Source organism: Haemophilus parainfluenzae ATCC 33392, from assembly GCF_031191205.1.
Lineage (GTDB): Bacteria > Pseudomonadota > Gammaproteobacteria > Enterobacterales > Pasteurellaceae > Haemophilus_D > Haemophilus_D parainfluenzae.
This window is the reverse complement of sequence record NZ_CP133470.1, coordinates 315,885-338,391: the sequence shown is the minus strand read 5'-3', so window position 1 is coordinate 338,391 and position 22,507 is coordinate 315,885. Positions and strand designations below refer to the sequence as shown.

Annotated in this window: 21 protein-coding genes; 10 read left to right on the top strand and 11 right to left on the bottom strand. The window is 39.8% G+C overall.

What is annotated here, in order from left to right; all coding sequences use genetic code 11:
- Positions 1-22: 22 nt before the first annotated feature.
- The 3 genes from purN to RDV53_RS01615 form a co-directional block, all read right to left on the bottom strand.
- Entirely contained in the window at positions 23-661 is a 639-nt protein-coding gene (gene purN, locus RDV53_RS01625) for a phosphoribosylglycinamide formyltransferase (RefSeq protein ID WP_005696730.1), read from the bottom strand.
- Positions 662-729: 68 nt separating this feature from the next.
- Positions 730-1,767: a phosphoribosylformylglycinamidine cyclo-ligase gene (purM, locus tag RDV53_RS01620; protein WP_005696729.1), complete on the bottom strand. Its 1,038-nt coding sequence runs from the start codon at positions 1,765-1,767 to the stop codon at positions 730-732.
- A 153-nt stretch (positions 1,768-1,920) separates the two neighbouring features.
- The gene (locus RDV53_RS01615) at positions 1,921-2,208 is read right to left on the bottom strand and encodes a YfcZ/YiiS family protein (RefSeq protein WP_005696728.1); all 288 of its coding nucleotides are present in this window, start codon (positions 2,206-2,208) and stop codon (positions 1,921-1,923) included.
- A gap of 209 nt (positions 2,209-2,417) precedes the next feature.
- Between RDV53_RS01615 and RDV53_RS01610 the strand changes: the two genes are divergently transcribed.
- The 3 genes from RDV53_RS01610 to mutH all read left to right on the top strand — a co-directional run bounded on the left by RDV53_RS01610 (position 2,418) and on the right by mutH (position 5,083).
- Positions 2,418-3,785: a porin gene (locus tag RDV53_RS01610; RefSeq protein WP_005696727.1), complete on the top strand. Its 1,368-nt coding sequence runs from the start codon at positions 2,418-2,420 to the stop codon at positions 3,783-3,785.
- 90 nt (positions 3,786-3,875) lie between these two features.
- Positions 3,876-4,415, top strand: coding sequence for a methylated-DNA--[protein]-cysteine S-methyltransferase (locus RDV53_RS01605; RefSeq protein ID WP_032822620.1), 540 nt, complete (start codon positions 3,876-3,878; stop codon positions 4,413-4,415).
- A complete protein-coding gene (gene mutH / locus RDV53_RS01600) occupies positions 4,412-5,083 on the top strand; it encodes a DNA mismatch repair endonuclease MutH (RefSeq protein WP_005696724.1) in 672 nt (223 codons plus the stop codon). Before RDV53_RS01605 ends, mutH begins: the two co-directional genes overlap by 4 nt.
- 15 nt (positions 5,084-5,098) lie before the next feature.
- Here mutH and tilS read toward each other — a convergent pair whose 3' ends face one another.
- The 5 genes from tilS to znuC all read right to left on the bottom strand — a co-directional run bounded on the left by tilS (position 5,099) and on the right by znuC (position 9,997).
- Entirely contained in the window at positions 5,099-6,391 is a 1,293-nt protein-coding gene (tilS, locus tag RDV53_RS01595) for a tRNA lysidine(34) synthetase TilS (RefSeq protein WP_005696723.1), read from the bottom strand.
- Positions 6,391-7,257, bottom strand: coding sequence for a pyridoxal kinase (gene pdxY / locus RDV53_RS01590; protein WP_005696722.1), 867 nt, complete (start codon positions 7,255-7,257; stop codon positions 6,391-6,393). The genes tilS and pdxY overlap by 1 nt, the downstream gene beginning before the upstream one ends.
- Before the next feature lie 115 nt (positions 7,258-7,372).
- Positions 7,373-8,320 (bottom strand): acetyl-CoA carboxylase carboxyl transferase subunit alpha, encoded by a 948-nt coding sequence (gene accA / locus RDV53_RS01585; RefSeq protein ID WP_005696721.1) that lies wholly within the window; start codon positions 8,318-8,320, stop codon positions 7,373-7,375.
- 87 nt (positions 8,321-8,407) lie between these two features.
- Positions 8,408-9,193, bottom strand: a complete 786-nt coding sequence (gene znuB, locus RDV53_RS01580) for a zinc ABC transporter permease subunit ZnuB (protein ID WP_005696720.1) — start codon at positions 9,191-9,193, stop codon at positions 8,408-8,410.
- A gap of 9 nt (positions 9,194-9,202) precedes the next feature.
- Positions 9,203-9,997: a zinc ABC transporter ATP-binding protein ZnuC gene (gene znuC, locus RDV53_RS01575; RefSeq protein ID WP_005696719.1), complete on the bottom strand. Its 795-nt coding sequence runs from the start codon at positions 9,995-9,997 to the stop codon at positions 9,203-9,205.
- Between the two features lie 178 nt (positions 9,998-10,175).
- Between znuC and mepM the strand changes: the two genes are divergently transcribed.
- The 6 genes from mepM (at position 10,176) to RDV53_RS01545 (ending at position 16,436) form a co-directional block, all read left to right on the top strand.
- Positions 10,176-11,651 carry a murein DD-endopeptidase MepM gene (gene mepM, locus RDV53_RS01570; RefSeq protein ID WP_005696718.1) on the top strand — a complete coding sequence of 492 codons (1,476 nt, stop codon included), beginning with the start codon at positions 10,176-10,178 and terminating at the stop codon, positions 11,649-11,651.
- A gap of 133 nt (positions 11,652-11,784) precedes the next feature.
- Positions 11,785-12,738 carry an ABC transporter permease gene (locus tag RDV53_RS01565; RefSeq protein WP_032822621.1) on the top strand — a complete coding sequence of 318 codons (954 nt, stop codon included), beginning with the start codon at positions 11,785-11,787 and terminating at the stop codon, positions 12,736-12,738.
- Complete coding sequence (locus RDV53_RS01560) at positions 12,731-13,690, top strand: iron chelate uptake ABC transporter family permease subunit (protein WP_005696715.1); 960 nt, start codon at positions 12,731-12,733, stop codon at positions 13,688-13,690. Before RDV53_RS01565 ends, RDV53_RS01560 begins: the two co-directional genes overlap by 8 nt.
- Positions 13,681-14,442 (top strand): iron ABC transporter ATP-binding protein, encoded by a 762-nt coding sequence (locus tag RDV53_RS01555; protein WP_005696714.1) that lies wholly within the window; start codon positions 13,681-13,683, stop codon positions 14,440-14,442. Before RDV53_RS01560 ends, RDV53_RS01555 begins: the two co-directional genes overlap by 10 nt.
- Before the next feature lie 14 nt (positions 14,443-14,456).
- A complete protein-coding gene (locus tag RDV53_RS01550) occupies positions 14,457-15,365 on the top strand; it encodes a siderophore ABC transporter substrate-binding protein (RefSeq protein WP_005696713.1) in 909 nt (302 codons plus the stop codon).
- Positions 15,366-15,485: 120 nt separating this feature from the next.
- Positions 15,486-16,436 (top strand): sigma 54-interacting transcriptional regulator, encoded by a 951-nt coding sequence (locus RDV53_RS01545; RefSeq protein ID WP_005696712.1) that lies wholly within the window; start codon positions 15,486-15,488, stop codon positions 16,434-16,436.
- Here RDV53_RS01545 and hflX read toward each other — a convergent pair.
- From hflX to rluC, 3 genes are all read right to left on the bottom strand, one after another.
- Positions 16,426-17,781, bottom strand: a complete 1,356-nt coding sequence (gene hflX, locus RDV53_RS01540) for a ribosome rescue GTPase HflX (RefSeq protein ID WP_005696711.1) — start codon at positions 17,779-17,781, stop codon at positions 16,426-16,428. The genes RDV53_RS01545 and hflX overlap by 11 nt on opposite strands.
- 9 nt (positions 17,782-17,790) lie before the next feature.
- Positions 17,791-18,075 (bottom strand): RNA chaperone Hfq, encoded by a 285-nt coding sequence (gene hfq, locus RDV53_RS01535; RefSeq protein ID WP_005696710.1) that lies wholly within the window; start codon positions 18,073-18,075, stop codon positions 17,791-17,793.
- Between the two features lie 86 nt (positions 18,076-18,161).
- Positions 18,162-19,142 carry a 23S rRNA pseudouridine(955/2504/2580) synthase RluC gene (rluC, locus tag RDV53_RS01530; RefSeq protein ID WP_005696708.1) on the bottom strand — a complete coding sequence of 327 codons (981 nt, stop codon included), beginning with the start codon at positions 19,140-19,142 and terminating at the stop codon, positions 18,162-18,164.
- Between the two features lie 427 nt (positions 19,143-19,569).
- Between rluC and rne the strand changes: the two genes are divergently transcribed.
- Positions 19,570-22,383 carry a ribonuclease E gene (rne, locus tag RDV53_RS01525; protein WP_005696707.1) on the top strand — a complete coding sequence of 938 codons (2,814 nt, stop codon included), beginning with the start codon at positions 19,570-19,572 and terminating at the stop codon, positions 22,381-22,383.
- Positions 22,384-22,507: the final 124 nt, after the last annotated feature.

The following is a 22,507-nucleotide window of genomic DNA, read 5'->3' as shown; positions in this document are numbered from 1 at the left end:
ATTTTCAAGAGAGAATATCGTTTTATTCATAAGCATAGCCATTAGGCGGTAGCAACTTACCATCTAAATAAGCTTGATTTTCAATCAGTTTTAATCGCTCTTCAATAAACCATTTAATCACTAAAGGATAAATATTATATTCCTGTTCACGCGTACGAAGTTCAATTTCCTCGACGGTATCACCAGGGAAAATAGGCACTTTAGCTTGTAACACAATGGCACCACCATCGATCTCTTCATTGACAAAATGCACAGTTGTACCGTGTTCGCTGTCGCCATTCTCAAGTGCTCTTTGATAAGTATGTAACCCAGGATATTTTGGCAGAAGGGAAGGATGAATATTTAAAATTTTCCCAGTAAAACGTTGTGTGAATGGCTTGGTTAAGATTTTCATGTAACCGGCTAACACAATGAGATCAATATTGAGAGCGTCTAAATAATCCCCTATAGCCTTATCCATAGCGGGATTGGAACTAAAATCTTGGTGCAAAAAAACTCGGCTAGGAATGCCCGCACTTTCAGCGCGTTCTAAGCCAAATGAATCAATTTTATTACTGATGACAGTCACGACCTTTCCTGGAATAAACCCAGTTTGACAAGCCTCAATTATCGCTTGAAGATTTGATCCTTGCCCTGAAATCAGGACGGCAATTTTTTTCATATTATACTACATAAAAGAAGGGCGAACCTTTCATTCTGAAATTTTCGCCCTGAAATGGAAAAGAGAAATTATTTAATAATAACTTGTGGTTCGTTATCTGTCGCATTTTCAATATGACCGATTAACCAGGCATTTTCACCGGATTGTTTTAAAATCGCTAAAGCGGTTTCCACTTGCGATTGTGGTAATGCAATCACCATACCAACGCCACAGTTAAATGTACGGTACATTTCATAGGTTTCAATGTTGCCTTTTTCTTGTAACCATTTGAATACGGGTTGCCATTCCCAACTGCTTTCATCAATAACAGCTTTGGTATTTTTCGGTAATACACGAGGGATATTTTCCCAGAAACCGCCACCCGTTAAGTGTGCGATAGCATGGACTTCCGTTTGTTTGATTAAAGCGAGAACAGATTTTACATAGATTTTTGTCGGTGCAAGCACTTGTTCACTTAATGGACGACCATCTAATTGCTCAGTGGCTGGGTTGACGCCAGCAACATCAATGACTTTACGAATTAAAGAATAACCATTTGAATGCGGGCCACTTGAACCTAGTGCAATTAAAGCATCTCCTACTTTAACTTGGCTACCATCAATGATTTCTGATTTTTCGACGACCCCCACACAGAAACCTGCTAGGTCATAATCGCCAGCGTGGTACATACCCGGCATTTCAGCGGTTTCGCCACCCACTAATGCACAACCCGATTGTACACAGCCTTCTGCAATGCCTTTTACCACATCAGAGGCAACATCCACATCAAGTTTTCCTGTCGCATAGTAGTCTAAGAAGAATAATGGTTCGGCGCCTTGAACCACTAAATCGTTAACACACATCGCAACCAAATCAATACCAATGGTATCGTGTTTTTTTAAGTCAATGGCTAAACGTAGTTTTGTTCCTACACCGTCTGTGCCTGAAACGAGGATCGGTTCTTTATATTTGCCCGGGATAGCACATAATGCGCCAAACCCACCTAATCCCCCGATGACTTCAGGACGAGTAGTTCGTTTCACGTGTGGTTTAATACGTTCAACTAATTCATTACCGGCATTAATATCCACGCCTGCATCTTTATAACTTAATGATGGTTTGCTCACAATGCTATCCTATATTTTTAGGTTAAATGATAAAACGGCGTGATTGTATCAGATTAAGCAAACGTTTGCGATAGTGATTTAATCAGGATTTAAGCAAAAAAATAACCGCACTTTATTTTGCATGATAAAGTGCGGTCAATTTCTAAAATATTTTTAGCGATTTGCTAATTCGAAAATCATCGCTTCAGCTTGGCAGCTAAATGTAAAACGCGCCGTTAAATTGACGCCATTTTCAGTTTCTGTGATTTCACTTTTAATGTCGCAAGGATCGCTTTCTGTTTTGCGTGCTTTTTCAATGAAACGATTAAGTGCCGCTTCAGCTTCAGCTTTATTCGCATAGATTTGATGAATATCAACAGAGCAATCTGAACCGTCAATAATCGTACCCACATCAACACAACTACAAGTGAGAGATTCTTCTGCTTTGCATGTTACTGTCATAGGATTTCCTTATTTAAAATTAAGATTGGTTCTATTCTAGCATTTTTAAAACGCTCTGCCAAAGTAGCCGCATTTTTTTAATTTAAATATCATTTATTTATCACTGGTCGGAACACTTTTAAATTAATCTAAAATAATTTGCACTCCATTTATTGGAGTTTTAGAATCTCGCGGATTTTTTCATTATTATTAATAACAAAAGGTTCCAAATGACAAAATTTAATAAAACGCTATTAGCAATGACCACATTGTTAGCAGCAAGCGGTGCAAATGCAGCCGCATTCCAATTAGCAGAAGTTTCAACATCAGGTCTTGGCCGTGCTTATGCCGGTGAAGCAGCAATTGCTGATAATGCTGCAGTAGTTGCAACTAACCCTGCATTAATGAGTTTATTCAAAACTAATCAATTCTCTGTGGGTGGCGTTTATGTGGATTCTAAAATTCACATGAGTGGTCCAGTTACAGTTAATGCACTAGGTCGTACCGTTGCTGTTGGTTCTGCAGCTCATAATAGTGTTGTTCCTGGTTCATTGATTCCAAATATGTATTTTGTGGCACCAATTAATGACAAATTTGCCATTGGTGGTGGTATGAATGTGAATTTTGGATTAAAAAGTGAATATGAATCAGATTACAATGCAGGTGTATTCGGCGGTAAAACCGATTTAAGCGCGATTAACTTAAATTTAAGCGGTTCATATCGTGTTTCTCAAGGTTTAACTGCTGGTGTGGGGTTAAATGCAGTTTATGCCAAAGCAGAAATTGAACGTCGTGCTGGTATTTTAAGTGATGCAGTAAAAAATGTTGCACCATTAGTTCCTGGACTAGTTAAAGCAGGAAAAATTCCTCAAAGTGCTGCCGCATCTTTAGCTCGCTTACAAGGAGTGAATAAAGATACTACATTAACGCATTTACAAGGTTCTGCTTGGGGATTCGGTTGGAACGCAGGTTTAGCCTATGAGTTTAATGAGCGCAACCGAGTTGGTTTAGCCTATCACTCAAAAGTCGATATTGACTTTGAAGATGATAATGCTGTGAGTGCGAGTCGTACTATTCGTGGTCAAGGCCCTGCTGCAGGTGGATTAACACTACACTTACCAGATTATTTAGAATTATCAGGTTTCCACCAAGTTACAGATAATTTGGCATTGCACTATAGCTACAAATTTACACATTGGAGCCGTTTCAAAGAGTTACACGCAACCTTTAATGACGGTGAACTTGCTTTCCATAAAGATGAAAAATACCGTAGCAATTCTCGTTATGCATTAGGTGCAACCTATAATGTAAATGATAAATTAACACTTCGTGCCGGTATAGCTTATGATGAAGCGGCAGCACCAACAGAACATGCAAGTGCATCTATTCCAGATACAGATCGTATGTGGTATAGCGTAGGAGCAACGTATAAATTTACCCCGAATCTTTCTATTGATGCGGGCTTTGCTCACTTGCGTGGTAAAAAAATTCACTTTACCGAAAGCCAATCAATTGGTGGCTTAGCGACAGTAACAGCGAATTATACCTCTAAAGCAAGTGCTAACCTTTACGGTTTAAACTTAAACTACAGTTTCTAATTTGTTAAAAATTTAGCATAATACGTAGCACACCGAATGAATGTTCGGTGTGCTTTTTTCTTATATGGTCCCATAAAAAACGGGAGAAAAATGACCGCACTTTTTTATGCTTATATGGATTCACCAATTGGTCGGTTATTAATGCTTTCTGATGGTGAAAACCTTACAAATTTAGATTGTGAGTTAGAACAAACCACGCCAAATCCAAATTGGATTTTACGAGAAGATTTACCGCTTTTTGAAAAAGTGCGGTGCGCTTTAATGCGTTATTTTAATGGCGAGCCAGAAAGTTTCTCCGATATTCCTTTATCGCCTAAAGGTACCGCATTTCAACAAGCGATTTGGAAAGCATTGCGTCAAATTCCTTATGGTAAAACAGCCAGTTATGGTGGATTAGCCGAAAGTATTAATAACCCTAAGGCGGTGCGAGCCGTTGGCGGTGCTGTTGGGAGTAATCCAATTAGTATTATCATTCCATGTCATCGTGTATTAGGGAAAAAATGTGAAATCACCGGTTTTGGTGGTGGATTGCCGGCAAAACGCTTTTTATTGAAACTAGAAAATATTCCTTACATCGACAAAGGCGTAGAATACGTTAAACCGAAATTATTGAAGAAATACCACGAATGATCCCACAAACCGAACAAGTCTTATTAGAAAAAGCACAATCTATTTCGGGGTTAACCTTTGGCGAACTTGCAGATGAGTTAAATATTCCTGTTCCGCCTGATTTAAAACGCGATAAAGGTTGGGTTGGAATGTTGCTTGAAACCGCATTAGGGGCGACTGCCGGCAGTAAAGCAGAGCAGGACTTTTCTCATTTAGGCATTGAGTTAAAAACGTTACCCATTAATACCGAAGGTTTTCCGTTGGAAACTACGTTTGTGAGCCTTGCGCCCTTGGTTCAGAACGCTGGGGTGAATTGGGAAAACTCACACGTTCGTCATAAATTATCGAAAGTCTTGTGGATTCCTGTTGAAGGTAGTCGAGATATTCCTTTGCGTGAGCGCCATATTGGCCAACCTATCTTATGGCAACCTTCGGCTGAACAAGAACATCAATTACGCCAAGATTGGGAAGAGTTGATGGATTATATTGTGCTCGGAAAGTTAGATCAGATTACGGCGCGTATTGGTGAAGTCATGCAACTACGTCCAAAAGGTGCAAACAGCAAGGCCATTACGAAAGGCATTGGTAAAAATGGGGAAGTGATTGATACCTTGCCGCTGGGATTTTATTTACGGAAAGAATTTACGGCAGGCATTTTAAACGCTTTTCTTAATTATAAAAATGGGTGAATCATCACCTATTTTTTATTTCTCTAAGTTCTGAAAAACACGGAAAAAACCCACCGCACTTTGTAAAGTCTCACCATAAAAAATGAGCGGAATACGATTTCGTTGCCAAGGCGGAACGCCGAGCTCTTGCCAAATTTTTTTCATGGTTTCGGCAGGGCGATTATGCTGTCGTTTTACTTTGCCAGTATAAGCAAATCGTATTTGAATCGGCTCTTGTGTATCAGCAAGTTGAACCTGTTTGTTATTCCAATGCACTAAAATGCCTTTCGCATTGTGGGTAGCATAAATTGTTCCAAGATTATCAGGCAAGGCAATCTGTTGATTTAACGGCATATCAAGACAAGTTTTCGACAAATCAGCAAATTTCCCCGTTAAATAGAGATATTGCTGATAACGGCGAATAATATGCTCCCCAAGTTGAAATTGTGGGGATGCATCCGCTTTAGCCTGAATAACATCATCAATAATATGCATTAATTGAACCTGCGTAGGCATAGCAATCTGATTTTTAGCCAACCACATGCGTAAAAGTGTGGTTTGTTTTTGCAATGAATATTCTAGAAAATTTACGAGTGAAAACTGTTTTTGATCCTCAAGAATGTGCTGCTCAAAGCAGGTCTGTAATAATTCATTAATCAGTTGTTGTTGCTCAAAACAATGTTGTGCGGCATGCTGAACTGCATGATCAAAATGTCTCCAGCGTTGGCGTATTTCAGGCAAAATTTGGTTACGTAAGAAATTGCGATCGTAATGATTGTCTTGATTGCTTTCGTCTTCGACCCAAGACAGAGTTTCTCGCTGAACGTAATCTTCTAATTCATAGCGGCTAAAAGAAAGGAGTGGGCGTAGAATAGGCATTCCGAATAATTGGCTTTCTTTTTGCATAGCACCTAAACCTTGTAATCCAGCTCCGCGTTTTAGCGCCAGGAAAAAAGTCTCAGTTTGATCATTTAAATGATGTGCAGTGACCAGATATTCATCTGGCTGAATATGTTTTAAAATCGCCCGATAACGAGCTTCTCTTGCGCCCGCTTCAATGCCATTGTGCATTTCCACTTTGACTTTTTCAATAATAAGTGGAATGGCAAATTGCTCACAGAGTTGTTGGCAATGAGTCGTCCAAGTATCCGCATTCGGGCTTAATCCGTGATGGATATGAATAGCTCTCAGGCTTAAGTGCGGTCGTTTTTCGCTGAGTTTTTTAACTAAAGAAAGCAGTGCAGTTGAATCCAAACCACCGCTAAAAGCGATGAGAAGCTTATTGGCGGTGGTTGGGATTTGTGCTTGGAATAATGAAAAAAGATTCATTAGGCAACTTTAACAGCTTTGTAGTTTGTGCTTGGATTTAAGATCTCAAAACGTGCAGCAATAGGTTGGAGTTCGTAAGATTTTAAATCAAAGGTAGTTTTCATTACGCCAGCAACAGCATTATTCATTTTTTCAAAAGCTTCAACATCATTGCCACAGTTTAAGTAATGCGCCAAGAAAGTTCCCGCAATTAAATCACCCACACCAACAGGTTCAAAAGAGAATTTATAAAGTGGACGACTTAAATGCCATACACCTTCAGGTGTCGCCATAATAATTTCAAAGGTATCAGGATCATTTAATTTACCTGCTTTACCTAAGTGTTTAACCAACACTTTTTTCACACCTTTAGCCACTAATGCATTAGCGGCTTTCAGCACATCGTCAAACGTATTGATAGGGAAGTCAGAAAGTGTACGAAGCTCTGAAAGGTTTGGGGTCATGATGTCCGCACGTGGAATAGCTTTTTCAATTAAGCGTTCACGTACGCCATCGGCTACCACGCAGACTTTTTCGGCATTTGGCATCACTGGATCGCACAAGTAAAGTGCATTTGGGTTACGAGCTTTGATTTTCTCTAAAGCATAGATAATTTTGTCAACTTGCTCAGCTGAACCTAAATAGCCAGAGAGCAACGCATCACATTCTTGCAGTTTTCCAATGGCATCTAAACCGTTAGCAATTTCACCAATTTGTTCTTGTGGAATCACCATGCCTGTCCATTTGCCATATTGAGTGTGATTAGAGAATTGCACGGTATTAAGTGCCCATACATCCACGCCTAATAGTTGCATTGGAAAGGTGGCAGATTTATTACCGGCAAAACCATAAACTACGTGGGATTGGATTGCTAATACGTTTTTCATTTTAAACTCCTTTTACGTTATTTTTATTTTAGCATTGATGCATTTTCTGGCATCCATGTATTATTCTTTAAACACAAAAAAGAGCGGTTAAATTAACCGCTCTTTTTATATATTATTAACAATAGCCATAAGACATTAAACGTTCATAACGTCTTTCTAATAAGCCATCTTTATCGAAGGTATCGAGTTCGTTGAGTTCTTCAACAAGACAGTGTTTTAAATTGCGAGCCATTTCATGATAATTACGATGCGCACCACCTAATGGCTCAGGAACGATATTATCAATTAAACCTAACTCTTTTAAACGAGGTGCGGTTAAGCCCATGACTTCTGCTGCGGTTGACGCTTTTTCTGCGCTTTTCCATAAGATAGAAGCACAACCTTCTGGTGAAATAACGGAATAAGTTGAATATTGTAACATATTCACTTTGTCACCCACACCAATGGCTAATGCACCACCGGAACCGCCTTCACCAATTACGGTACAGATAACAGGCACTTTTAAGGTAGACATTTCACGTAAGTTACGAGCAATCGCTTCAGATTGACCTCGTTCTTCCGCACCGATGCCCGGGTAAGCCCCTGGCGTGTCGATAAAGGTAATGATAGGTAAGTTGAAACGCTCAGCCATTTGCATTAAACGTAACGCTTTACGATAGCCTTCAGGTGCTGGCATACCAAAGTTACGTGTTACTTTATCTTTTACTGTACGACCTTTTTGGTGACCGATAATCATTACCGCGCGACCATCTAAACGAGCAAGACCACCTACGATCGCTTTATCATCTGCAAAGGCACGATCGCCTGCAAGTTCTTGGAAATCAGTAAAAATATGTTCGATATAATCAAGGGTGTATGGACGATTTGGGTGACGTGCCATACGAGAAACCTGCCATGCATCAAGATTTGCAAAGGTTTTTTTGGTTAATTCATCGCTTTTCTTTTGTAAGCGTTTAATTTCATCGTGTAAATCAATTTTGTCATCAGATGCTGAACGTAGTGCTTCAATTTTGGCTTCAAGTTCAGCAATAGGTAATTCAAAATCTAAATATTCTTGGCTCATTTCTTATCCTAAAATATCGTCAAAAGTTGCCCGCACTTTATCAAGATTTAAGGTGCGGTGCAAATGGTTTTCACTGGTTGGAGCGGATTATAAATATTCCTTTTTTAGTAATGATAACAAAAACAAAAATGCGGAACAAATCACGACAGAAGGCCCCGCCGCTGTATCATAAAAGGCGGAAAGGAATAACCCGCCAACGACGGAAAGCATGCTGATTAAAATCGCAATAAATACCATTTGTTCAGGCGTTTTAGCAAAACGTCTTGCCGTTGCAGCGGGAATAATTAAGAGTGATGTAATAATCAGAGCCCCAACAAACTTCATACTTAAGGCAATGGTAAGTGCGGTCAAAATCATTAAGATAAATCGCATTTTTTTGATGTTAATGCCTTCCACTTGAGCCAGTTCAGGCGAAACTGTGGTGGAGAGTAAGGCTTGCCAGAAGTAAAGCAGTGTGCCTAATACAATGACGACACCTGCGCCAATGTAAGGTAAGTCGTTAAAGTTAATGGCGAGCAAATCCCCAAAAAGATAACTCATTAAATCTACGCGGACATTTTTAAGTAAGCCAACTGTGACTACACCAAGGGAAAGACAACTGTGTGCGATAATGCCTAAAAGGGTATCCACTGAAAATTGCGTGTTACTTTCGAGCCATACCATTAATACGGCGAGAATAATCGTCAAAATTACAATGGCAACATAAGGATTAATTTGTAGGAAAATCCCTAATGCCACACCAAGCAAGGCTGAGTGGGAAAGGGTATCACCAAAATAAGCCATTTTACGCCACACCACAAAAGCACCCAGTGGCGCGGTAATTAAGGAAAGCAGTAAGCCCGTAAGCAAGGCGGGAAATAAAATCTCAAACATGATTTTTCCTTATTGTTGGCATTCTGATGGATTGGCGCTGCAACTACAAACATCACCATGCATATTATGGTGGTGATTATGATGGTGTGTATAAAAGCCCACATTTTGTGAGATTTGATTGCCCCAAAGACGCATAAATGTGGGATCATTCGATAGGCTTTCTGGTGTGCCGGCACAGCAAATATGTTGATTGATGCACAACACTTCTTTACTGTCTGCCATCACGATATGTAAGTCATGAGAAACCATTAACACCGCGCAATTTAAGGTTTGTTGAGTACGGTGAATCAGCTGATAAAGTTCAGCTTGACCATTAATATCCACGCCTTGAGTCGGTTCATCTAGCACCAGTAAATTGGGTTTATTCAAAATCGCACGAGCCAATAATACACGTTGCATCTCGCCACCTGAGAGTTTTTGCATATTATTTTTTCTTAAATGAGTAATAGAGAGTTGCTCAAGTGCGGTTGATATTTCTTGCGTTTTAACACCTTTTTTGAGCGCAAGAAAACGCTCAACCGTCATCGGTAAGCTGTGATCGAGGTGAATTTTTTGTGGTACATAGCCAATTCTGACATTCGCGCTATAAATCACCTCACCTGATGTAGGCGTTTGCAATTTTAATAAGGTTTTTAAAAGGGTCGATTTTCCCCCACCATTTGGGCCTACAATGGTGATAATTGAATTAGGATAAATACTGAGGTTAATATCCCGCAATGCGGTCTTTTGTTCAAAGACCACATTGATATTTTTCAGTGTAATTAATGGTGTGAGTTGAGTTGGTTGAATGGCGCGAATCTGCATAATTCCCCCTTTAAAAATAGCTCACTAAAATAGCTCATTTCCTTATTTTTCTCAAGAAATTCCGACTATGCCTAATATTTAGGCATAAGATTTGACATTTTTAGGGTAAAATGAATTTTTCCCAGAGTTTGTAGTCTGAAAAGCGAAAAGCTTTTTATTCATTTTAAAGGTATCTATTTTGCAACACGTTAAATTAGCCAGAGATAGACGGAAACGAAAATCCCGCATAAAAGCGGCGATTTTTTTCGCCGCACTTTTGCTTATTTTAACGGGTATTTTCCTCGCCTTTAAAGATACCGCTGATTATGATCCTTCTCTGCAAAGTAATCTTGAACCAGAGATGGTGGATAATGTTCAATATCAATCTCTTACACCTGAAAAAACAGAATCAGACAAGCAACAAACTCAAGCAGGTGAACATCCTGAAACTAAGCAGAATGCGAATACGGAAGATGCGACTTCTTACGATGATGATCTTCAAGCCAAAGATGATGAAGTTGATGAAATTAAACCACAATTTGACGATCTCAATGATTTACCAAAAGATGCACAAGATGCACTCAGCGGCATTTTAGATGTAGCTGATCAGGCATTGCGTATTACCGATCAATTTAGTCATACCGTGGTGCGTGGTGATTCATTAAAAGATGTATTAGAGCTTTCCGGTTTAGAAGATGATACGGCGAAAGATTTGATTGCTGCGTATCCTGAATTAAAAACGCTGCGCGCAGGTCAACAGTTCTATTGGATTTTAGATAAAGAAGATCAACTGGAATATTTAAACTGGTTGGTGTCTGAAAAAGAAGAACGCATTTATGAACGCATGGAAGACGGTAAGTTTAAACGCCAAATTCTAGAGAAGAAAAGTATCTGGAAGAAAGAGGTGCTAAAAGGTACGATTAACGGATCTTTTGCATCAAGTTTGCGTGATTTAGGTTTGGATGGTCGTCAAATCAGCCAATTAAGTTCCGCGTTACAGTGGCAGGTAAGCCTTCAAAAACTCAGTAAAGGCACCAAATTTGCGATCTTAGTATCCCGTGAATATTTAGGCGATAAATTAACCGGTCAAGGTAACGTTGAAGCGATTCACATCATGGCAGACGGGAAGAGCTATTATGGCATTCAAGCCGCCAATGGTCGTTACTACGATAAGCAAGGGGAAACCCTTGGTAAAGGCTTTGCGCGTTATCCATTGCAACGTCAAGCGCGTATTTCGTCACCATTTAACCCAAATCGCCGCCATCCGGTAACAGGACGCGTTCGACCGCATAAAGGGGTGGACTTTGCTGTTTCACCAGGGACGCCAGTTATTGCGCCAGCAGAAGGTGTGGTAGAAAAAGTGGCTTATCAAGCAGGTGGTGCAGGACGTTATGTGGTGATACGCCATGGTCGTGAATATCAAACGGTGTATATGCATTTAAGTCGTGCTTTAGTTAGTGCGGGTCAAACCGTGAAGAAAGGAGAGCGCATTGCATTAACTGGTAATACGGGGATTTCAACTGGTCCACACTTGCACTACGAGTTTCATATTAATGAACGTGCGGTGAACCCGCTTACGGTGAAATTGCCAGGTACCAGCAGCGGAATGGCAACAGCAGAACGTAAGCAATTCTTAGTTCGAGCGAAAGAAGTTGAAAGAACATTAAAATTATAGCGAATGAAGTGCGGTCAAATTTGACCGCATTTTTTATACGACTAAAAATTAGCCGAAAACTGACCGCACTTCATCTTTTCTCTTTTCCTTCAATATGCTATTCTTTTTGCATTTTAGAATTATTCTCATTTTTATGATTAAGCGACGTTATCTGATTTTTCTTTTGATCGTGCTTTCCTTTATTTCACTTTTTCTCGGGGTAAGTACTGTTAATCTGCAAGGGTTACTGAATTTTGAAGGTAATCAATGGCAGATATTTTTCATTAGTCGAGTGCCTCGTTTAATCAGTATCTTGATTGCGGGTGCATCCTTAAGTATTTGTGGCTTAGTGATGCAGCAACTCAGTCGAAACCGATTTGTTTCTCCCACCACTGCGGGCACCATGGATAGTGCAAGATTAGGGATTTTAATGGCGATGCTGTTTTTCCCAACGGCTTCAATGTTGTTAAAAACCACCATTGCGGTGATTGTGTCTTTCCTTGGTACATTGTTATTTATGACGATTCTGTCCCGTTTGAAATTCAAGGACACCATTTTTGTACCTTTAGTGGGGATTATGTTTGGTAATATCATCAGTTCAATTACTGCTTTTATTGCTTACAAAGAAGATTTATTACAAAACCTATCTGGATGGCTACAAGGGGATTTCTCGCTTGTGATGTCTGGTCGTTATGAATTGTTATATTTCAGTATTCCTACACTCATCGTGGCTTATTTATTTGCCCATCGTTTTTCTATTGTCGGGATGGGGAAAGATTTTGCGGTTAATCTAGGTCTAAATTACAACCAGGTACTTTATCTCGGTCTGCTCATTGTGGCGGTGGTGTCTTCGATTATTATCGTGTCTGTTGGCGTGATCCCTTTCTTGGGGCTAATTATTCCAAATATCGTCACGCTTTATTTAGGGGATAACTTGAAGAAAGTGTTATCTCATACCGCTTTGTTAGGTGCGGTATTTGTTTTATTCTGCGATATTTTAGGTCGAAGTGTGATTTATCCTTATGAGATTTCCATTAATGCCGTGGTTGGTGTATTCGGTAGTGGTGTCTTCTTATTTTTATTATTAAAGCGGTATAGAAATGGCTAAGAAATCTTCTTCTCAACTGATTATATTGTCATTGTTAGCCATTGTTTCTCTTGCACTCTATTTAGGCTACAACTTACCGAACCGTTGGCAATATGCCTTGGAAAATCGTGCCTTATCCTTAATTGCGATTGTGATTACAGGCGCGGCAAGTGCACTCGCTACGATGATTTTCCAAACGGTCGTGAATAACCGGATTCTCACCCCGAGTATTTTAGGGTTAGATTCACTGTATTTACTGATTCAAACGACGATTATCTTCCTTTTTGGTTCAAGCACATTGCTTTCCATGAATTCAATTGCCTTGTTTGTATTGTGTACGGGATTAATGATGGCATTTTCATTAGTGCTTTATCACTTTCTGTTTAAGAAAGAGAACCAAAATATTTTCTTCTTATTGCTTGTTGGGATTATTTTCGGCACCTTCTTTGGCAGCTTAACGACGTTTATGGAAGTGTTGATTGATCCAAATGAATTCCAGATCGCACAAGATATTGGCTTCGCAAGTTTCAACCGAATCAATACACAAATCTTGTGGGTGGCATTAGCCATTTTAGTGGCGACGATTGTTTTCAGTCTGAGATATTGGCATTGCTTTGATGTGTTGGCGTTAGGGCGAGAAAATGCCATTAACTTAGGTATTGATTATCAAAAGACCTTAAAAGTCCTATTAATTCTCGTGGCAATTTTAACGTCAGTGTCGACTGCACTTGTTGGCCCACTTACGTTCCTCGGGTTATTGGTAATGAACGTGACCTTTGAATTTGTTCGTGATTATCGTCACAAAGTCCTCATTCCTGCCGCGATGTTAATTTCCATCATTACCTTGGTTTTAGGGCAATTATTGGTGACGCATATTTTTACGTTCCGCACGACATTAAGCATCATCGTTAATTTTGTCGGTGGCGTGTACTTTATTTATTTGTTATTAAGAGCAAACAAAAAATGGCAATAGAAATTCGCAATATTACTAAAAGTTACGGAAGCAAAAAGGTGGTGGATAATGTGTCCGTTACCATTCCCACGGGGAAAATTACGTCTTTTATCGGGCCGAATGGCGCGGGGAAGAGTACGGTGCTGTCTATTATGAGCCGTTTGTTGAATGCTGATAGCGGCGAGATCTATCTCAACGGTGAATTGCTCAATCGCAAGAAAAGTAGCGATATTGCGAAACAACTTGCGATTTTAAAGCAAACTAACAACATTAATTTGCGTCTAACCATTGAAGATTTAGTCGCTTTTGGGCGTTTTCCTTATAGCAAAGGAAACTTAACCCAAACTGACCGCACTTTTATTGATAATGCTATTGCCTATATGAATTTAGATGATATTCGTCATCAATATATCGATAACTTAAGTGGTGGTCAGCGACAACGCGCTTATATTGCGATGACACTTGCACAAGATACGGATTATATTTTGTTGGATGAACCATTAAATAATCTGGATATGAAACATTCTGTGCAGATCATGCAAGTTTTGCGTAAATTAGCGACAGAACTCAACAAAACCGTGGTGATTGTGATTCACGATATTAATTTTGCCTCTTGTTACTCAGACTACATTGTTGCCATGAAAAATGGAAAATTAGTGCACCAAGGGGAAGTTAACCACATTATGCAATCGCCCGTGCTACAAGATATTTATGATATGTCGATACCTATTCAGGATATCGACGACCATAAAATTGCCGTTTATTTTAGATAAATAAGGAAATCTTCATGAAAAAAACATTATCAACATTAGCACTTTCACTTTTTGCTTTGGTCGGTGTTACTCAAGCAGCAGATATTACCGTTGAAAATGCCGCTGGAAAGCAGGTTGTGCCACAAAATCCACAGCGTGTCATTGTGCTTGATTTCGGTGCGGCAGACACACTTCGTGCATTAGGTGTGCAAGATAAAATCGTGGGCTTCCCACAAAGTGGAAAAATTCCAAACTATCTTTCAGAATTTGCAGACAAAAAATATAAGAATGTCGGTGATTTGAAAGAACAATCATTGGAGCAAATTAACGAACTCAATCCGGATTTGATCATCGCGTCTAAACGTCAAGAAAAAATGATCGACAAATTTAAAGAAATTGCGCCAGTATTTAATGTTGAAAATGACTACAACAATTACTACCCGAGTTTTCAACAAAATGTGACCGCACTTGGTCAGATCTTTGGTAAAGAAAATGTTGCGAAAGAAAAACTTTCAGCATTAGAAAGTAAGGTTGACCAAGTCGCCAAAGATGCGAAAGACAAAACAGCCTTATTGGTGTTGGTTAATGAAAGTAAAATCAGTGCCTTTGGTGACGGTTCTCGTTATGGTATGGTGTATCAAAAATTTGGTTTTAAACCGATTGATGACAGCATTAAATCGTCTACGCACGGCCAAAGTGTTGGTTTTGAATATATCTTAGAAAAAAATCCAGACTTTTTACTTGTCGTGGATCGTACTGCGGCGATTACAGAAAAAGCCAACAATGCACAAAAAGTGTTGGATAACGATATCATCAAACAAACCAAAGCGTATAAAGATGGACACATTGTGTATCTTGATGCAGCGAATTGGTATCTTGCGTTTGGTGGTTTAGAAACCATGGAAATCATCGCACAAGAACTTGATCGTGCAGTGAAAAAATAATACGAAAAATCATCTAAAAGGGCAGTCAAGGATTGCCCTTTTTATATGTAAATTAATCTTTACACATATCAATAAACTCCCTATCATATCGGCATCATTCAATAAAATCGAGCTTATTTTATGCTGACATTTAATCCACAAGATCCTTTCTCTTGCTTTGTCACTCAAAGCTTTTCCATGAAAAGTGCGGTCGAAAATGCACAACGTTTTGCGATGTTTGATGTACCACTTTTAATTCAAGGTGAAACGGGCACGGGTAAAGACTTATTAGCAAAAGCTTGCCATTTTGCGAGCTTGCGTCGTGAGAAAAAATTCATTGCAGTAAACTGTGCGGGCTTGCCAGATGAAGATGCGGAAAGTGAAATGTTTGGGCGTAAAGTGGGTGACAGTGAAACCATCGGTTTTTTTGAATATGCTAATGAAGGTACGGTGTTACTGGATGGCATTGCTGAGCTTTCATTAAGTTTACAGGCAAAATTATTGCGTTTTTTAACGGATGGTTCTTTCCGTCGAGTGGGGGAAGAAAAAGAACATCATGCAAATGTTCGAGTGATTTGTACTTCACAAGAACCGATGGAAAAACTGTTAGAACAAGGGAAATTACGCAGTGATTTATTCCATCGATTAAATGTTTTAGCACTAAATGTGCCACCATTGCGTGAGCGAGTGGAGGACATTCAGCCTTTAACAGACAGTTTTTTACAAGAAATCAGCACACAGCTTAAGATTTCAATGCCGCAATATGATGCTGATTTTCTAAATTATTTGAAAGGTCAGCCTTGGCAAGGTAATGTGCGAGAGCTTTACAATGTCTTGTATCGTGCCTGTTCCTTAGCAAAGAATAACCAGCTTGATATTGAAAGTTTAAATTTAAAACCTGTACAAAGTGCGGTCATTTCTGCAGATGATTTTGGTGAGCAAACGCTAGATGAAATCATGGGACAATATGAGGCGAGTGTATTGCGCGCGTTTTATGCTCAGTATCCAAGTACGCGAAAATTGGCACAACGATTAGGCGTATCACACACGGCGATTGCCAATAAATTAAAACAATACGGTATTAGTAAATAATTTCTGACAGTTTAGGGAATTGTTTACAAAGTTTGAGCCATTCGACTTTATCAATTTGTACATTGAGGATAAATTCACCTCCATCTGAAATTTGCTCGTGACGAATGCTATCTAATTGATAGAGCGCATGGCGGATTTTGCCCTCTTGTGGGAGCAGTGTGAGGGTGAAAGAAAGTATCTCGTTTTTCAACCGCACTTTAATAGCTTCAAGTAGCAGATCTAATCCTTCACCTGAATGTGCTGAAAGATAAACGGCAACGGGTTTATTCTCGTCATCATATTCAATATGAGGCGCCACATTTTCCAATAAATCAATTTTGTTATACACAAGCAAAGCCGGTACTTTATCAGCCTTAATTTCTTCCAACACTAAATTCACAGCTTCAATATTTTCGATCTTTCGAGCGTCTGCTGCATCAATGACGTGCAATAACAAACTAGCTTCAACCGTTTCTTGCAACGTAGATTTAAACGCGGAAACTAAATCATGGGGAAGTTGGCGAACGAAACCAACGGTATCGGCGAGAATCGCTGTGCCAACATCTTGAATTTGCAAACGTCTTAATGTGGGATCGAGGGTGGCAAAAAGCTGATCTGCCGCATAGACATTGGCTTGCGTGATGAAATTGAAGAGTGTCGATTTCCCCGCATTGGTGTAGCCTACTAAGGAAATGGTCGGAATATCCGCTTTTTGTCGGGTTTGGCGATTTTGATTGCGTTGTTTTTCGACTTTCGCCAAACGATTTTGCAACTGTGCGATACGAACCTTGATTAAACGGCGATCCGTTTCTAACTGCGTTTCGCCAGGGCCACGCAATCCTACCGCACCTTTTTGCTGATCTAAGCCTGTTTTTCGGCGGACTAATCGAGTGGATAAATGCTTAAGCTGAGCTAATTCAACTTGCAATTTCCCTTCGTGCGAGCGGGCTCGTTGGGCAAAGATATCTAAAATCACCCCCGTGCGATCTACTACACGACATTGGCAAATGCTTTCTAAATTACGGGTTTGAGCAGGGGTTAATTGATGATTCACCAAAACCACATCGGCATCTAAGGTTTTCACTGCATCAGCAATTTCTTGTGCTTTCCCCTCACCGATAAAGTATTTTGCTTGTGGTGTAGCTCGGCTCGTGGTGATGATTTGTAAAATCTCAACATTGGCAGATTCCGCTAAAAGTTGGAATTCTTGTAGATCTTCAATGTTTTTATTTTGAGAAAAGAAAACATGCACGACGACAGCTTTATCTTTTGCCGATTGGCTATTGTCGCCTGTTTTAGATGACGAAAGTGCGGTTGAAATTTCAGGTGAATTTTCAACCGCACTTAAACTGATGAAATCGTTCATTGAACAGAATTATTCTGCTTGTGTTTCTACTTCCGCTACAGCATCAGAAGTTTGTGCTACATGATGACCGCCATTATTATTGTGGTGAGAAACAGAACGTGCTGGAACCACAGTCGAAATTGCGTGTTTGTACACCATTTGATTAACCGTGTTTTTTAATAAAATCACGAATTGGTCGAATGATTCGATTTGACCCTGTAATTTAATCCCATTAACGAGATAAATCGAAACAGGAATACGTTCACGGCGTAACGCATTCAAATAAGGATCTTGTAATGATTGTCCTTTTGCCATTTTGCTATCCTTTGTTGTTATATGTTAATTAATGATAGAAACGAGTTGTCTCCGTCATCAAATATAGCAATAAACATTTTTCTTGTCTATGGGTTTATCTCTTTGCTTTCACGCAGTTTTTTCAGAATTGCTTTCATTTTTTCGTCTAGTTGAGCATTGAGGCGTAATGTTTCACCCGTTTTAGGGTGCTCAAATCGAATAGAAAACGCATGTAAAAACAAGCGATTAAGCCCGAGATCTTGCATATATTTATCGAATTCTTTATCACCGTATTTATCATCTAATGCAATTGGGTGACCTGCATATTGAGTATGAACTCGGATCTGATGAGTTCGTCCGGTTACAGGTGAGGCTTTTACTAAGGTCGCATTTTGATAGCGTTCTTCGATGGCAAATCGCGTTTCTGAAGGTTTGCCTTGTTCACTGACTTTAACGATGCGTTCGCCACTGGCCAATTCATTTTTTAATAAAGGGGCTTGCACGACTTTTACATGAGATTGCCATTGTCCACGCACGAGCGCGAGATAATCTTTTTGTACCGTTTTAACACGAAGTTGTTCGTGTAAGTTGCGTAAGGTAGAACGTTTTTTGGCAACTAATAAAATGCCGGATGTATCTCTATCCAAGCGGTGAACCAATTCTAAAAAACGGGCTTCAGGACGTAATGCACGTAAGGCTTCAATCACACCAAAATTCAAGCCACTCCCACCATGAACCGCAATGCCAGAAGGTTTGTTCAATACTAATAAACAATCATCTTCAAAAAGAATATGGCTTTCAAGGGAAGCGACTTTATTCAAGTTTTTAGAAATTGGGGCAGTATTTTTTTCAGAAACACGAACAGGTGGCACACGCACCACATCACCATTTTGCAATTTATATTCAGGTTTGATTCGCCCTTTGTTCACACGCACTTCGCCTTTACGTAGAATGCGATAAATCAAACTTTTTGGCACACCTTTTAATTTTGCCAATAAATAATTATCAATGCGTTGTCCTGCTTCATCCTCAGAAATCGTGAGCATTTTGACGGATTGATTGATGATTTTTTCTTGTTTTTCAGTCATTGAATCTATCCTTTAAAAATTGGGCTGAATCATATCACAATATCCCTGGTGATAATAGCAAGAATGCCTTGCTAATTTAGCCCTGAATGTGGATAATAGAGCGTCTTTCTGCGCCTCAAATTTGGCATTTAGAAAGTAATTTTGTATGTTGGTCAAAACTCAATGCGGCAAATGGCATAAGACATTGATAATCAACATGTTTTTCTTGAAGGTTGACGCTTCCTTGCAATGCGTAATTAACACATCGCATTGTTTTACGAAAATTGTCTTAGATAACAATTGAGTATGCTATCAATGCACCCAGCAACACACAGTCGTGAGATTGACTGTTCGCGAGAAACACGAGGTCGATGGCTAAGGTCAGTAAATCTGTAAAGTGCGGTTAATTTTCAAGGTGTTTTAGATAATTCAAAACGAGAAATTGACAATGAAAAGAATGTTAATCAATGCGACTCAAAAAGAAGAGTTGCGCGTTGCGTTGGTCGATGGCCAGCGTTTATTCGACTTGGATATTGAAAGTCCTGGTCATGAACAGAAAAAAGCCAATATTTACAAAGGGAAAATCACTCGCGTAGAGCCGAGTTTAGAAGCAGCCTTTGTGGATTATGGTGCAGAGCGCCATGGCTTCCTTCCTTTAAAAGAAATTGCCCGCGAGTATTTCCCTGCTGATTATGTGTTTCAAGGTCGTCCAAATATCCGTGATATTTTGACCGAAGGCCAAGAAGTGATCGTTCAGGTGAACAAGGAAGAACGCGGCAATAAAGGCGCAGCCTTAACTACTTTTGTTTCCCTTGCCGGTAGTTATTTGGTGATTATGCCAAACAATCCGCGTGCAGGTGGTATTTCTCGCCGTATTGAAGGCGATGAACGTATCGAATTAAAAGAAGCATTGAGTTCTTTAGATGTACCGGAAGGCGTTGGTCTTATCGTGCGTACAGCGGGTGTAGGTAAATCACCAGAAGAATTACAGTGGGACTTAAAAGTACTTTTACATCATTGGGAAGCAATTAAGCAAGCTTCACAAAGCCGTCCAGCTCCGTTTTTAATTCACCAAGAAAGTGATGTGATCGTTCGTGCGATCCGTGATTACTTGCGTCGTGATATCGGTGAGATCTTAATTGATAGCCCGAAAGTATTTGAAAAAGCAAAAGCACACATCAAACTTGTGCGTCCAGATTTCATCAATCGTGTGAAACTGTATCAAGGAGAAGTGCCACTATTTAGCCACTATCAAATTGAGTCACAAATTGAATCAGCCTTCCAACGTGAAGTGCGTTTACCTTCTGGTGGTTCGATTGTCATTGATGTAACAGAAGCGTTAACGGCGATCGATATCAACTCGGCGCGTTCAACTCGTGGTGGTGACATTGAAGAAACCGCATTAAATACCAACCTTGAAGCCGCAGATGAAATTGCTCGTCAATTACGTTTACGTGACTTAGGTGGGTTAGTGGTTATCGATTTCATTGATATGACACCTGTTCGTCACCAGCGTGAAGTAGAAAACCGTATCCGTGATGCCGTGCGTCAAGACCGTGCACGTATTCAAATCAGCCGTATTTCTCGCTTCGGCTTGTTGGAAATGTCACGTCAGCGTTTAAGCCCATCATTAGGTGAGTCTTCGCACCATGTTTGCCCACGCTGTCAAGGTACAGGTAAAGTGCGTGATAACGAAAGCTTATCACTTTCAATCTTACGTTTAATCGAAGAAGAAGCGTTAAAAGAAAATACCAAACAAGTACACACTATCGTGCCTGTACAAATTGCGTCTTACTTACTTAACGAAAAACGTAAAGCCGTTCATAGCATCGAAAAACGTCATGATGTAGATATTATCGTGGTGCCAAATGAAGCAATGGAAACGCCACATTTCAGCGTATTCCGTGTTCGTGAAGGTGAAGAGCTAAATGAATTAAGCTATAACTTAACCAAATTCCATGATGCACAAGACGATACATTTGTACCAGAAGAGTCTCTTGTTTCTCGCAATATCGAAACTGCAGCAGTAACCTCTGAGCAAGTGATGGAAAGTGCCGCGGTATCTCTATCGATCCCAACGGCTGCACCAGCACCAGTTGAGCGTAAATCAGAAGAACCGTCATTGTTTGCAAAAATTGTTGCCGCAATTAAAGGTTTATTTGCTTCTGAACCAAAAGAAGAAGAGAAAAACCAAAACAACCGCAACAATCGTAACAACAACCGTAATAATCGTCGTAATCAAGATCGTCGTAATAATCGTCGTTCTCGCAATAACGAAAACAACGATAATGCGAAAAATACAGATGAAGAAAATGCGCGTCCAACTCGCGAGCGTGTGAATAATCGTCGCAATCGTCGTAACGCGAATGAAGAAGTGACATCTGAAAGTGCGGTTAATTTTGCTAATGTTTCTGATGATAATCGTCAAGAAGAAAAAGCAGAGAAACCGGTAGCAGAGCGTCGTCAACGTCGTGATTTACGTAAACGTGTTCGTATTGATGACAATGCAACTGATGTAAACGAGAATGTTATTGAAGCGGTTGAAGTACCCGTTGTTGAGACTGTTCAAAATGAAGTGGTTGAAAACAATGTTGCTGATAATGCTGAAGATAAACCACGTCAAGAACGTCAGCGTCGTACTCCACGTCATTTACGTACATCGAATAATCAACGCCGTCGTCGTAATGAAGTGAAGTCACCAATGCCATTATTTGCGGCAGTTGCTTCACCTGAATTAGCAAGCGGTAAAGTTTGTGTCGATTATTCTGTTGTGAATGCAGCGAAAGAAAGCAATTTCTTATCTGTGGATGAATTGCTTGAGCAAGAAAAAACGAAAAAAGGTGTAATCACGCCAGCAACGGGTATTGTAGTGGAAGAACAACCGGTAAAAACTCAACCAGCTTTAGATTTTATTACTCAACCGGCAAATGAGGCTGTGCAACAGAAAGTGCAAGAATCATTAGAACGCTTGCATCATAAATCAGAGCCTGTTGTTCAAGTCGAAACAGCTGAAGTTGAACCACAAGAGAAAACAGAGTTTGTTCGCTCTTATGTGTTCACTGGTCGTGCAGGTACCATTTCAGCGGTACAACACACTAAAGCAGCGATGACATTAGCTAAAGCACCAAATGAAGTGTCTAAACCATTCCCAATTGTAGAATGGACGGAGTCTCGCTATTACTTTAACGGTAAAGGCGCCGCAGGCCATCATAGTGCAATTAGCCATATTTATTCTGAAGCGACACAAGCAAAAGCAGAGTAATATCTCAATAATAAAAGCGGAGCCAGTAGGTTCCGTTTTTTATTTTGTGTATTTTTAAAACATAGTGATTTAAAAGTAGTCAGTCAGATAATTTTTTTATTTTCTTGCTTGACGGGGTGGGGGA